Origin of the sequence: Achromobacter pestifer, from assembly GCF_013267355.1 — a bacterium.
In the GTDB taxonomy this organism is placed as follows: domain Bacteria; phylum Pseudomonadota; class Gammaproteobacteria; order Burkholderiales; family Burkholderiaceae_B; genus Achromobacter; species Achromobacter pestifer_A.
On sequence record NZ_CP053985.1, the window covers coordinates 6,812,110 to 6,825,078 of the forward strand.

9 protein-coding genes are annotated in these 12,969 nt (G+C 65.9%); all 9 read right to left on the minus strand.

The features are described 5' to 3' along the window. Positions 1-89 precede the first annotated feature (89 nt). The 9 genes from flhF to FOC84_RS32105 all read right to left on the minus strand — a co-directional run bounded on the left by flhF (position 90) and on the right by FOC84_RS32105 (position 12,887). On the minus strand, positions 90-2,930 hold the full coding sequence (flhF, locus tag FOC84_RS32065) for a flagellar biosynthesis protein FlhF (protein ID WP_173149470.1): 2,841 nt from the start codon (positions 2,928-2,930) through the stop codon (positions 90-92). Further along, positions 2,927-5,047, minus strand: a complete 2,121-nt coding sequence (gene flhA / locus FOC84_RS32070) for a flagellar biosynthesis protein FlhA (RefSeq protein WP_173149472.1) — start codon at positions 5,045-5,047, stop codon at positions 2,927-2,929. Before flhA ends, flhF begins: the two co-directional genes overlap by 4 nt. 3 nt (positions 5,048-5,050) lie before the next feature. After that, entirely contained in the window at positions 5,051-6,205 is a 1,155-nt protein-coding gene (gene flhB / locus FOC84_RS32075) for a flagellar biosynthesis protein FlhB (protein ID WP_173149475.1), read from the minus strand. A 185-nt stretch (positions 6,206-6,390) separates the two neighbouring features. Further along, positions 6,391-7,938: a methyl-accepting chemotaxis protein gene (locus FOC84_RS32080; RefSeq protein ID WP_254241844.1), complete on the minus strand. Its 1,548-nt coding sequence runs from the start codon at positions 7,936-7,938 to the stop codon at positions 6,391-6,393. Positions 7,939-8,158: 220 nt separating this feature from the next. Continuing rightward, the gene (gene cheZ, locus FOC84_RS32085; RefSeq protein ID WP_054456663.1) at positions 8,159-8,791 is read right to left on the minus strand and encodes a protein phosphatase CheZ; all 633 of its coding nucleotides are present in this window, start codon (positions 8,789-8,791) and stop codon (positions 8,159-8,161) included. An 8-nt stretch (positions 8,792-8,799) separates the two neighbouring features. Continuing rightward, positions 8,800-9,189: a chemotaxis response regulator CheY gene (gene cheY / locus FOC84_RS32090; RefSeq protein WP_013393379.1), complete on the minus strand. Its 390-nt coding sequence runs from the start codon at positions 9,187-9,189 to the stop codon at positions 8,800-8,802. 49 nt (positions 9,190-9,238) lie between these two features. Further along, entirely contained in the window at positions 9,239-10,297 is a 1,059-nt protein-coding gene (locus FOC84_RS32095; protein WP_173149477.1) for a protein-glutamate methylesterase/protein-glutamine glutaminase, read from the minus strand. 20 nt (positions 10,298-10,317) lie between these two features. Next, on the minus strand, positions 10,318-11,085 hold the full coding sequence (locus FOC84_RS32100) for a CheR family methyltransferase (RefSeq protein WP_438800902.1): 768 nt from the start codon (positions 11,083-11,085) through the stop codon (positions 10,318-10,320). A 98-nt stretch (positions 11,086-11,183) separates the two neighbouring features. After that, positions 11,184-12,887, minus strand: a complete 1,704-nt coding sequence (locus tag FOC84_RS32105; RefSeq protein ID WP_173149481.1) for a methyl-accepting chemotaxis protein — start codon at positions 12,885-12,887, stop codon at positions 11,184-11,186. Between the last annotated feature and the right edge of the window lie 82 nt (positions 12,888-12,969).

The following is a 12,969-nucleotide window of genomic DNA, read 5'->3' on the forward strand; positions in this document are numbered from 1 at the left end:
ATTGACCGGCAGGATGGCTAGAGCGCCCACGCGCGCTTGTGCAAGAATCTGCACTCTGTGTTTCGCAACCCATCAAACGACGGCCACGGTCACGCGGCCGTCATTTCCAACAGCGCGTACATTTTCAGCAAAGCCACCGGCAGCATGCGCCCGGACAGCTTGCGCTCCGTTCCCATGATGCCCGACAAGGGCCCGCGCAGCACTTCCGCTGCCGGCGTATGAGCCAGCTGCCAGCATGCCGCGCCCAACTGGCCGGCCATCAGCGATTGGCGCGCCAGCGCATGAGCGCCGTCCACGGCTTGCAGAGCCAACCACGCGTTCGCCATATAGCGGAATCCGGCCTTGGCCTCTTCCTGCAGCACCAGCCAGCGTGCCACGGTGGCGGCATCAGCCTGGGACGCGGGCAGATTGGTCATGCCGAACAGCTGTCCGGACACCTCGCCGCTGACCGTGTCGATCAGCCGGGCGCAGACCAGCCGCACGGACTCGCCGCCGTTGCGGCCGGGCAGGGTCACTTCCGTGCCCGAGGCCCACAACGCCAGGGGCACACGCTTGCTGCCCTGGACGTTATGCAGCCCGGGCATATCGCCAGGCTGGCCGACGGGCAGATAGCCCACGCTCTTGCCCACGGCATTCAGATTGGTCGGGCAGTCATCCTGGATGACGCGCTGGCCGCCGGCGCTGCGCGCCACCCAGGCCACGCCTTGCTCGTTCAGGGCTGGCCACAAGGCCGAGGTACCGGCTTCCAGCATGTGGACGACCGGGACGCGTGCCAGTTTCTCGGCGAGCCAAGCCACACGCGCCTGTAGCGCCAGGGCCGGGTCCGGCTGGGCCGGCGCGGTCGGCGCAAATGAAGACAGCAGACCATGCGGCAGAACCAATTGCTGCGCGGGCGCCGCCAGAGCGGTGCCGCGGTCGCTCATCAGCAGCGTGCCCAGCAACGTTCCGCCGGGGAGGCCCTCCCCCTTCATGGCAGCCTTGCCGTGCATGGCAAGCAGATGCCGTGCGCAGACCGAGGAAAATTCACGGCGCGCCATGGCCAAAGGTTCGTCGCCCAGCGCAGCTACGCTTGCGCCCGAATTGTCGCCGACATAACCGCGCCAGGATGCACGCGCCTGCACGCAGGTAGGGTCGCTTTCCAGCCACGCGATGGCATCGTCCAGGTTCTGCGCAGCCTCAATGGAGCCTGCGCCGCCTTGCGGGCGCAGGATGGCCGAAGCCAGCAACTGCCGCTTGCGGGCCGGATCCGCGCTCTCGGGCTCCCGCGACGCAGACACCAGCGTCGCGAGGTCGGCCTCGCTGGGGGTGTACAGCGCGCGCGCGCGCTCGACCATGGAAAAGGCGCGATCGATCAGCACGTCGGCCCGGGCCAGCTCCATGTGCTCGGGCACTTTCTGCCCGACCGACATGTAATGAATCGGAAGGCGATGGCGGATGGCCGTGTCCAGCGCCGCGCCCAGCCGCGTGGCCTCGTCCAGCTTGGTGATGATGCAGCCGGCGACGTCCTCGCCCACGCCATTGCGATAGGCATGCGCCACTTCGTCCAGCGTGTCGCCCTGGCTGGCCGCGTTGAGTACCAGCAGCCGGCGCACCGGCTTGCCGGCGTTGCACAGCATCGCCGCCTGCTCCGCCACTTGACGGTCGCGCTGGCTGATGCCGGTCGTGTCGATGAGCACGATCTTGCGGCTGCCCAGTTCAGCCAGGATGCGGCGCAACTCGCCCGCATCGCGCACGGAATGGGCCGGCACGCCCATCAGGCGTCCATAGATCTGCAGCTGTTCCAGCGCGCCGATCCGGAAATTGTCGGTGGTCAGCATCGCGACCTGCTCGCGGCCTTCGCGCGCCACGCAGCGTGCGGCGAGCTTGGCCAGCGTGGTCGTCTTGCCGACGCCGGTCGGGCCGACCAGGGCATATACGCCGCCGGCCAGGAATTCGTCTTCGGACCGCAGCACCGGCAGGTGCGTCACCAACTCGTTGCGGGCCCAGCTCAGTGCCGTTTCCGGCGTCATGCCCTCGGGCAGGCGCTCGACCAAGGTGCGCACCAGCTTCGTGCTGAATCCTGCATCCAGCAGGCTGCGGAACAAGGCGGCGCCCGCGGGTTCCCGACCAGGCCCTTGGCGGCCGCCCCAGAGCAGTCCATCCATGCGGCTTTCCAGGGCGCCGCGCAGCGCGCTGATGGCGTCCTGCAAACCGGCTGTGGCATCGACGGGCATCGCCGTCGGCGGCAATGCCGGGGGCTGCCGCACGGGCGCGTCCGGCATACGGGCCATGGAAGGCGCGGGTGGCGGCGCATAAGCGGCGGAAGTCGGAGCGGCAGTAGCGGAAATCGGCGTCGCAGACGCCGGGGTGGCCATCGGACTGGCCGGCAGTGCGGCCGGAACCGCACTGGCAGGTGCAGCGGCATAGGCCGACGGCGCGGCCGGGGCCGGACTTGCCGGTGAGGCAGCATGAGCGGACGTGGCGGCCTGCGCAGCGGGCGCCTGGCGCAACGGCGGCAGGGATGGCAATTCAACACGCACGGGCGCAATCGGCTCGGGCGCCACCGGAGCAACCTGGGGCGCCTCATCCTCGGCCTGTGTCGAGGATGCGTAGGCGGTCTGGTATGCGGCGATCGATCGCGACGACGCCGGGTATCCGCCCTGCGGCATCACGGGCGCACGCGCAGCCTGCTCCGGAACATCGAAGCGCATGCCGGCCGGCGAGCCCGCGGATGGCAACTGCCGTGCTTCGGGCGGCCGGGAGGACGCAATCTCCTCGCGCGGCGCAGCTTCATGAGCGGCATCGTCAAAGGCGCCTTCGACAGTGGCCAATACCTCGACCCCGCCGTCAACGCTGCGGTTCGACACGATCAACGCGTCCGGCCCCAGCACCTGCCGGACCTGGCGCATCACGTCGCGGCTATTCGCGCCGAAAAAACGGCTTATCTTCATGCCCCATTACCCCCGCCGATCAGCGCGGTCACACGCACCATGCGCTCATCGGGAATTTCCGTATTCGACAACACGCCCAGCTGCGGCAGATGGTGCCGCAGAAAGCGCGACAAAGGCGCACGCAAGACCGGCGACACCAGCAGCACCGGCGCATTGCCCTGCGATTCCTGGCGCTCGACCGCGGCCTGCGCTTCACGCAACAGCGTATCGGCCAGGCCGGGCTCCAGCCCGCCGCTGGTCGTCATGGCCTGCGAAAGCACGCGCTCGAGCTTGACGTCCAGGCCGATCACGCGCAGCTCGCCTTCGCCCGGGAACCACTGCTGGGTAATGGCGCGGCCCAGCGAACGGCGCGTCAGCGCGATCAGTTCGTTGATATCGGGCTGGCTGCCCGTACCCGCAGCCAGCGCGGCCAGGCGCGGGCCGTGTTCGGACAGGGTGTCGATGATGGTGCGCATGTCGCGGATCGGCACCTCTTCCGACAGCAGGCCTTGCAGCACCTTCTGCAGCGCCGTGAGCGACAGGGTCTTGGGCACCAGGTCCTCGACCAGCTTGGGCGCGTCGCGGCCGATGCGATCCAGCAACTGCTGCACTTCCTGGCGGCCCAGCAGGTTGGAGCCATGGCGATGCATCAGGTGATTCAGGTGCGTCGCGACCACGGTGCCGGCGTCCACCACCGTATAGCCGGCCACCTGCGCCTGATCGCGCAGGCTGCCGTCGATCCACAGCGCCGGCAGGCCGAAGGCGGGATCGGTCGTGGGCGTGCCCTTGATCGGCATGGTCACGCCGCCCGGGTCGATGGCCAGCCATTGCCCCGGCATCGCCACGCCATGGCCAACTTCCACGCCAGACAGCAGGATTCGGTAATCGTTAGGTTTGAGTTCCAGGTTGTCCCGGATATGCACGACCGGCGGCAGAAAGCCCACGTCCTGCGCGAATTTCTTGCGCAGGCTGCGGATGCGGTGCAGCAGCTCGCCGTTCTGCGCGTGATCCACCAGCGGAATCAAGCGGTAGCCGACCTCGAGGCCCAACTGGTCCACCATGGACACGTCGTCCCAACTGGCTTCGGCCGCGGCGGCCTGCGCCTGGGTGATGGCTTGGGGCGGCACCTCCGCGGCTTTCGCCGCCGCCGCCGTCTGCCGCTTGTACAGTACCCAGCCGCCCCAGCCCAGCGCTGCGGCCAGGGTCAGGAAGGCGACGTGCGGCATGTTGGGAATCAGACCCATGATGCCGACGATGCCGGCCGTCAGGAACAGCACGGCGGGATTGGAGAACAACTGGCTGATGATCTGCTGGCCGATGTCCTGGTCGGTCGACACCCGCGACACCACCACGCCGGCCGCGGTCGAGATCACCAGCGCCGGGATCTGCGCCACCAGGCCGTCGCCGATGGTCAGCAGCGTGTACACGCGCGCCGAATCGCCCATCGACATGTCGTGCTGGGCCACGCCCACGATCAGGCCGCCGATGATGTTGATCGCCATGATCAGCAGGCCGGCGATGGCGTCGCCGCGCACGAACTTGCTGGCGCCGTCCATCGAGCCAAAGAAGTCGGATTCCTGCGAGACCTCGGCACGCCGCTTGCGCGCTTCGTCTTCGCCGATCAGGCCGGCGTTCAGGTCCGCGTCGATGGCCATCTGCTTGCCCGGCATCGCGTCCAGGGTAAAGCGCGCGCCCACTTCCGCGATACGGCCCGCGCCTTTGGTGATGACGATGAAGTTGATGATGGTAAGGATCACGAAGACGATGATCCCCACGGCGAAGTTGCCGCCAACCAGGAAGTGGCCGAAGGCCTCGATGACCTTGCCCGCGGCGTCAGGCCCGGTATGGCCATGAAGCAGGACCACGCGGGTGGAGGCGACGTTCAGCGACAGGCGCAGCAGCGTGGCGAACAGCAGCACGGCCGGAAACGCCGCGAAATCCAGCGGCTTGCGCGTGAACATGGCGACCAGCAGGATCATCACGGACAACGCGATGTTGAAGGTGAACAGCAGATCGAGCAGGAACGTGGGCAGAGGCAAGACCATCATGCCCAGCACCATCACGATCAGGATGGGCCCTGCCAGCAGCCGCGCGTGCGTGGCCCCGCTACTCTTCAACATGGTGAGCAAAGCGCTCATTCCTTAAGCTCCTTGTGCTGCGGTTTTGGCTTGCGGGTCCAGCCCGGCCGGCACGGCCAGCCTGGAGGGAGCCGTCGGTTCGGCGCCCCAACCGGCCCGCCAGGAGCGCAGCTGGAAGACCCACGCCAGCACTTCTGCCACCGCGGTGTAGAGTTCGGCCGGGATTTCCTGCCCGATCTCCACGTGTTGATGCAATGCGCGCGCCAGGGGCGGCGCTTCCAATGTCGGGATGCGGTTCTCGGCCGCCAGCTCGCGGATCTTGGCCGCGATCAGCCCGGTACCCTTGGCCAGCACGCGCGGCGCGCCGCTCTTTTCCTCGTCGTACTTCAGGGCGACGGCGTAGTGCGTGGGGTTGGTCACCACCACGTCCGCCTTCGGCACCTCGGCCATCATGCGGCGCCGCGCCGCCTGGCGCTGCTGCTGCCGGATGCGCGCCTTCACGTGCGGGTCGCCCTCGCTTTCCTTGTGTTCCTGGCGCACGTCTTCCTTGGACATGCGCAGCTTCTTCAGATGGCTCCAGATCTGCCACGGCACGTCCAGCATGACGATAACCAGGAGCGAAGCCACGATGAAGGCGCAGCACATCGCCACCAGCGTCAGCGCCTTGATCAGCGCCGCCGACGGCGCCACGTGCATCAGGCTGAGCATGTCGTCGTGGTAGCGCCAGATGACCCAGACCGCCACGCCGCCGACCAGCGCGGCCTTGGCCAGCGCCTTGATGAGTTCCACCACCGTCTGCGACGAGAACATCCGCTTCACCCCGGCAATGGGGCTGAGCTTGGAGAAATTGAACTGCAGGGGCTTGCCCGAGATGACGAGGCCGCCCAGCAGCACACTGGACAGCACCGCGATGACCGCCAGCAAGCCGAAAATCGGCAGCAGCACCAACAGGGCCTGGCCGAAACCCTCGACCGCGCGCTCGACCATCACGCCGGGATCGAGAACGATGCGCTGATCAAAGGCCAGGCCGTTGCGCAGCACGCCGCTCAGGGTTCGGTAGAGCGAACCACCGCCGACCCAGATCGCAGCCACGCCCGCAGCCAGCATCATGAACGTTCCCAATTCGCGGGAACGCGCAATCTGCCCCTCCTCGCGCGCCTTTTCCAGGCGCCTGGGAGAGGCGGCTTCGGTTTTTTCGAGGTCGCTTTCTTCGGCCATGCTCTGCGGTATTGTCGCGGCTCGCGGATTCTGGAATGACGAGCTGCCCGCCGAGATTCTAGGAGGCCCCGGCCTTGGGCGATAAGCCAAGAAACGGGGGGAAAGCGGCGCTATTCCCGGATGCGCCCGAGACAGCGCGTTCCGGGCCTGCCTGGAACGCGCTCAGCCTGTAACAGCCAGTTGCCTCAGCCCTGCGCGGCGACTGCCAGCCGGTCCGCCCCGTCCTCGCCCGCCACCGCCTGGAAGCGGCTGAAATCCAGGCCTATCCGCACCGCACCCCAGTGTTCCAACCCCAGATAGACCGGAATGGATATGTCATTGACGATTTCACCCGTGTCGCGGGAATACGTCTGAAGTAGCATCCCACCGGTGTTGGTCGCCAGCCGCAAGCCCACCGGATCGTCGAAGATGCGCTTGTTCCGCACCCGCGCGATATCCTGCTTGGGATCTCCGGTAGGCGGCTGGGAAAAACGGAGATTGTGAGCCGGCGCGTAACCCCGGCCATCCACCAGTATCGTGTAGATGCCGCCCGGCACGCCGTCCAGCACACTGTCCAGCAGGCGGGTCACCGACTCCTCGATCTGTCGGTCATAGCTGGTGTGGTAGCGCGCGGGCTCGCTGCCGGGGATGCGCCGGTAGTGGCGGTCAAACACATCGGCGCCCCGGCTTCTGGCGTCTTCCAGCAGGTTGACGGCCGCGTCCCGGAAGGCTTCAACGGTCTCGGACAGGCCGTCAAAGGCGGTATTGCCAGTGCGCATGTCGGCCAACACCTCCTGCACGCTTTCCGTCTGGCGGCGGATGCGGTCGATTTCACCGGACATGTTGCCGATACGCTCCAGCACGTCGGCGCTCAGCGCCGCGATCCGCCCCACCTCCTCGCTCATGCCGTGGTTGGTGGAATCCACTTCGCCGATGGCCTGGACCACGTCGCCGACCTGCCGGTTCATGCTGTCGAAGTCGCGCACGAAACGCTCGAAGCCGGAGCATGTCCGCTCCAGCACGCCGCCGGAAGCATCGACGTCCTCGCGCAGCATGCCGGTCTGACGCTGGGTCGTCTCCACCAGTTCCAGCATCTCGGCGGTATGCCGGCCGATATCGCTGGTGGCCGAATTCACGCGTTCGGCCAGCCGCCCTACCTCGCTGGCGACCACGGCGAAACCGCGCCCCGCGTCCCCTGCCCTCGCCGCCTCGACGCCGGCGTTCAAGGCCAGGAGCTGGGTCTGCAAGGCGACCTCCTTGATCAGCTTGCTGATGTTGCCCACCGATTGGGCGCGGTCGGTCAACTGCCCGACGACTTGAGTGAACGAGGCCATCTCGCGCGTCATGCGCTCCACCCGCGCCTTGACGTCGGACAGCTCGGCCAGCGCCTGCTGCGCCGTGTGCAGATTCTGCCCCGACACCTCGGCGATCTCGCGTGCATGAGTCGATGTCGAGGCCGACAAGGCGGCAATTTGCGCGCCGCTGGCCGCGAGCGCATCGGCCGCGCGCGCCTGCTCCTGCGCCAGCAGCGAGCAACGGCCCGCCTGAAACTGCGTGCGCGCGGCATTCAGCGCGATTTCGATGCTGGATTGGCGCACGGTCATGATGCGGCTGCGAATACGCGTCATGAAGCCGTAGAGCGGCCAAACAGCCGGACTGATGGATAAAGTGCGCTCCGACAGCGTCGCGTCGCCGCGATTCAGCCTACGCAACAACCTCCACATACCGCCCAGACGGAATACGGATCTGGCCACGATCGATCTCCTTGTGCCGGCCCGGATCGCCGTCTATGGGCATCCGTTGCCAAGCGCGCACTGCGCGCCGTGATTCACGCTGCATGGCCCCAATTTATTGTTCTGGAGGGGAGTCTATCGACGAGGCGCTGTTTGCGCCCCTGGGGAATACGGTCATGCACGAGCTGCGCCCACTGGAGAATGCGCCGCCGGAGGGCATTTCCGGCGGCGCGCCTCTTGGCTAGAAGCCCAGGCTCGCCAACAGGTCGTCGACCTGGTCCTGGCTGGTCACTACGTCGGTCTTGCCCTGCGGGCTGATCTGCGGCCCGTTGAGCAGGCTGTTGGCCTCGTCGCGGCGCTCTTGCGGGACGTTGTCCAGCAGCACCTGCAGCAGTTCGCGCTCGATCGCGCCCACCACGTCCATCATGCGCATGATGACCTGGCCCGTAAGGTCCTGGAAATCCTGCGCCATGATGATTTCCATCAGCTGGGACTGCGTCTGCTGCGCCTGCTTCGGCACATCCTGCAGGTACGCGCGGGTGTCCTTAACGAGTTCGCGCGCCTCGGGCAGCTCCAGCGGCTGGTCGTACCATTGCTGCCAACGCGCATCCAGCGCCTGCGCCGAGCGCGATAGCCCATCCTGGATGGGACCGGCCTGCTCGGTGGCGTTCAACACGCGGTTGGCGGCCTGCTCGGTCATCTGCGCCACGTAGCGCAGACGGTCGCGGGCGTCGGGAATGGCGTTGGCAGCGTCCTTGATGGCCTGATCCAGGCCAAGCTCGCGCATGCTGTCGCGCAGCATGCGCGTCAGCGACGCGATGCGATGGATCAGATCGGGGGATTCGCCCGGGCTCTCATGTTCCGTCGTACTCATGGCTCACCTCAACCGGCGATTTTCTCGAAGATCTTGTTGAGCTTCTCTTCCAGCGTCGCCGCCGTGAAAGGCTTGACCACATAACCGTTGGCGCCGGCCTGGGCCGCCGCGACGATGTTCTCCTTCTTGGCCTCGGCCGTCACCATCAGCACGGGCAACGATGCCAGCGCGGCGTCGGCACGGATCTGCTTGAGCATCTCCAGGCCATCGAGGTTAGGCATGTTCCAGTCCGACACCACGAACTGGAAACCGCCGTTGCGCAGCTTTTCCAGGCCGATGGCGCCGTCCTCGGCCTCATCCACGTTCTCGAAACCCAGCTCCTTGAGCAGGTTGCGGATGATCCGCCGCATGGTGGGGAAGTCATCCACCACCAAAATCTTCAGGCCCTTGTCTACCATCTTCTACTCCAAAAAAATTTGCCTTGGACCGATCGGGAAGGCTTGCGCGTCAGACGCGGTGCCCACGATCGCCCAGGCGAGTCAGAATGCGTTCGCTTATCGCCGACAACGAAACCACTTCATCCGCGGCGCCCAAGGCGATAGCTTCGCGCGGCATGCCGAAGACCACGCAGCTGGCCTCGTCCTGCGCAATCGTATGGGCGCCCGCGCGGTGCATGGCCAGCATGCCGGCAGCGCCGTCCTTGCCCATGCCGGTCAGGATGACGCCGATGGCGTTCTTGCCAGCGGCGGCGGCGGCCGAATTGAACAGCACGTCCACAGACGGGCGGTGGCGATTGACTGGTTCGCTTGCTTCCAGCTCGATTACGTAGTTGGCGCCGCTACGCCCCAGGCGCATGTGCATGTCGCCGCCCGGCGCCAGATACACGTGCCCGGGGAGCACGCGGTCGCCGTGCACGGCTTCGCGAACGGTCACCGCGCACAGGGCATCCAGGCGCTGTGCGAAGGAGCGCGTGAAACCCGCCGGCATGTGTTGGGTGATCAGGATGGCCGGGCTATCGGGCGGCAGCGGCTGCAGAACCTCGCGGATCGCCTCGGTGCCGCCCGTGGAGGCGCCGACGATGACCAGCTTTTCCGAGCTGGCCAGCGGGCGGCGCAACATGGGCGGGGGTACGGCGGGCGCCGAGTGCGCCGTCGGCGCGCGCAGCTTGGCGCGCGAGGCGGCGCGTATCTTGTCGGCGATGATCTCGGTGTATTCGAGCAGGCCGTCGCGTATGCCCAGCTTGGGCTTGGTGACGAAGTCGATGGCGCCCAATTCCAGCGCCCGCAGCGTGATCTCGCCGCCGCGCTCGGTCAGCGACGACACCATCACCACCGGCATGGGTCTCAGGCGCATCAGCTTTTCCAGGAAATCCAGCCCGTCCATGCGGGGCATTTCCACGTCCAGCGTCAGCACGTCGGGATTGTGGCGCTTGATGAGTTCACGCGCCACCAAGGGATCGGGCGCGGTCGCGACCACTTCCATGTCCGGCTGGCTGTTGATGATCTCCGTCATCAGCCCCCGCACCAACGCCGAGTCGTCCACACACAAAACGCTAATTTTCTTCATTTGTTGCTGCCTCGTCCCGCTCAGGACCTGCCCGCACATTCATAGACGGTCTGCCCACGCAGACGAAAGTCGCGGCTGATATAGGTGAAGTTTTCGGAATGGCCAGCGAACAGCAAGCCGCCGGGCTTGAGCAGCGGCACGAACCGTTCCAGAATCCTGGTCTGGGTAGGCTTGTCGAAATAAATCATAACGTTGCGGCAAAAGATCACATCAAATTGCTCGTTGATCTGCCAGGTCGGCGCCAATAGATTCAGCGTCTCATAGCGAACCATGTCGGCGATCTCAGGACGCACCCGGACCTGCCCCTCGTTGACGCCCCGCCCTTTAAGGAAAAAGCGCCTCAGGCGCTCGCCATCCAGCTTTTCCACGCGCTCGACGGGATAGACCCCAGCACGCGCACGGGTGAGCACATTGGTGTCGATATCGGTAGCCAGCACCGAGGATGCGTTGGCCCGCGGGCCCAACGCTTCCACCAACGTCATGGCAATGGAATACGGTTCTTCGCCCGTGGAAGCCGCACAGCACCACACCGATACCGGGCCGCCGCGACGCTTGGCGAAGTCGGCCAGGATGGGAAAGTGATGCGATTCGCGAAAGAAAGCGGTCAGGTTCGTTGTCAACGCGTTGACGAAGTCTTCCCACTCGGCCGCGTTGGGCTCCTTTTCAAGCTGGTCCAGATAGCTGCCGAAATCCTGCATGCCCAGCGCGCGCAGGCGCCGGGCCAGCCGGCTGTAGACCATCTCGCGCTTGTGCGTGCCCAGCGAAATGCCTGCGTAGGCGTGGATCATCTTGCGCACACGCGAAAAGTCCGCGTCGCGAAAATCGAATTGGCGTTCCACCGAAATGGACGGCGCCTGGGTTGCCGCTGCTGTAGCCACTCTTGCCCTCAGTGCCCAAGCGCAAGCGCGTCGGGCGCCTGCAAACGTGTATCGTCATTGGACGAACGCACCGACGATAAACGCTGAGCCGGGACTTCGATGACCTCGCCCGCGTTGATCTTGAAGACGGCCACCGCTTCAGCCAGGCGCTGGGCCTGCTCCTGCAGGGAACCCGCGGCCGCGGCCGCCTCTTCCACCAGCGCCGCGTTCTGCTGCGTCACCTCGTCCATCTGCGACACCGCGCGGTTCACCTGGTCGATGCCGCTGGACTGTTCTTCCGACGCCGCCGAGATCTCGCCCATGATGTCCGTCACCCGCTTCACCGAGGCCACGATCTCCTGCATCGTCGCGCCGGCGCGCTCTACCTGCTGCGAACCCGCGCCGACCTTGGTCACCGAGTCCTCGATCAGGCCCTTGATTTCCTTGGCCGCCTGGGCGCTGCGCTGCGCCAGCGAACGCACTTCGCCCGCCACCACCGCAAAGCCCTTGCCCTGCTCGCCGGCTCGCGCCGCTTCCACGGCTGCGTTCAGCGCCAGGATATTGGTCTGGAAGGCAATGCCGTCGATCACCGACACGATCTCGGAAATCTTGCGCGAGCTGCCAGAGATTTCCTGCATGGTGTTGACCACTTCCGACACCGCCGAACCGCCGCGCTCGGCCACGTCCGAAGCGCTGGCCGCCAGTTGGTTGGCCTGGCGCGCGTTGTCGGCGTTCTGCTTCACCGTCGAAGCCAGCTGTTCCATCGAGGCCGCGGTTTCTTCAAGCGAGGCCGCCTGCTGCTCGGTGCGGCTGGACAGGTCCGTGTTGCCTGCGGCGATCTCGTGCGAACCGACGTTGATCTCATCCACGCCGCGGCGCACCGACGCCACCGTCCGGGTCAGGCTTTCCTGCATGCGCTTCAAGGCGGCGAACAGTTGGCCGATTTCATTGGTATTACGGACATCCACGCGGGCGGTCAGGTCGCCGCCGGCGATGCGGTCGAAGTGATGCCCCGCTTCCTTCAGCGGCTGCAGCACGCGCCGGCGCAGGAACACGTAGGTGGCAAACACCAGCAGCGCGGCGATCACACCGCCCGCGCCGACCGCCATCAGGACGAACTGATAACGCACTTTTGCCACTTCGTGGGCATCCAGCATCTTGCTGGCGCGCCAGAAATCAAAGCCTTCGATCGCACGCGCATAACGCCCTTCAAGGGCGTCCTGCATCATCTGTACCTGCTTCTGATAGGCGGGCATGTCCGCCTTTTCCAAGGCAGCCACCAGCGGTGCCAGTCCTTGCCGGACCAGCGCATCATAGGATGCGTCGATTTCCTTCAGGGCATCGACCGCTTCGACGGGCCGAGCCAAGCTCTTGTAATACTCGAATTCGGCCTGCCCTTTGTTCATGGAGGCCTTGGCGCGTTCCAGCAGACCGGCCGCGTCGGACGACAAGCCCTGGGTCAGCAAGGTAGGCTGACCCACGTTCTTCACGATGTCCGCGTAGTTGGCCGCAGCCGCACGACCCAGGCCGGTCATGGTGTCCTTGTAGCTGGAGACGACACGGCCGACCGCATCGTCCAGTTCTTGCGATTGTTTGATCTCCGCCAGGGTGCCATTGCTGATGCGCAGGGACAGCACGCCCAGCGCGGCCCCGATCACCAACATGAATGAGAAAAACGCCAGCACCCACAACAGGCTGCTGCGTATCGTCATGTTCGCGAGAAACTTGCGCATCACAAGAACCACTCCTAGATTGAAGTCGTTAAAGGAAAGCGCCACATTGGGTTCAATATGGCGCTTCCACCTCCCAAGCAGG